This is a genomic window from Mycobacterium sp. E2238, assembly GCF_001672665.1.
Lineage (GTDB): Bacteria > Actinomycetota > Actinomycetes > Mycobacteriales > Mycobacteriaceae > Mycobacterium.
The window spans coordinates 1-578 of sequence record NZ_LZKF01000204.1; the positions used below are offsets into that span (position 1 = coordinate 1).

Annotated in this window: 1 protein-coding gene; it reads right to left on the reverse strand. The window is 74.6% G+C overall.

The window, feature by feature from the left end:
- Positions 1-578 (reverse strand): discoidin domain-containing protein (locus tag A5711_RS18640; protein ID WP_197520828.1); only part of this gene is annotated, 578 nt, incomplete at both ends.

Sequence of the window (578 nt, forward strand, 5' to 3'; positions counted from 1 at the left end):
CATGGACGGCGCGCAGCGCACGCCCTCCGGCGTCGACGCGCATCCCGGCCTGCCCAGCAGCTCGGAACCCAGGTCCCAGCCCGCGACCGCCGCGCCGGGCGGCGGCCCCGGGACGCGCACGGTGTGCCGCAGGTCGAGCTGGTGGGCGAATCCGGACGCGTCGTACTGGGTGATCGACAGGTCGGTGATGCCGAACTGCACGCCCGGGGACCCGTCGTCGGTGCCCGCGGCGGTGATCCGCACCCACGGCGTCTCGCCGTAGGGCAACGCGGCGGCGAGCGGCTTGCCGGGCTCGTCGAACCGCAAGGTGGTGCTGCCGGTGGCGGTCTCGATCAGGATGCGGCGCACCTGCGCGCCGACGGCCGTCGCGCTGGGTGTCAGGGTGATCGCCGCGTTGGTGACCGGGTGGTCGAAATCGACCTGCAGCCACTGGCCCACCGCCGATTGCAGCGAGTTGGACACCCACGCGGTCGCCGGGTCGCCGTCGATGGCGGCGACGGGGGAGGTCGCCGGCGCGACGTCGGGCATCGCGGTGGAGTCCGACGACGAGCTCGACACGGTGATCCGGCCGCCGCTCC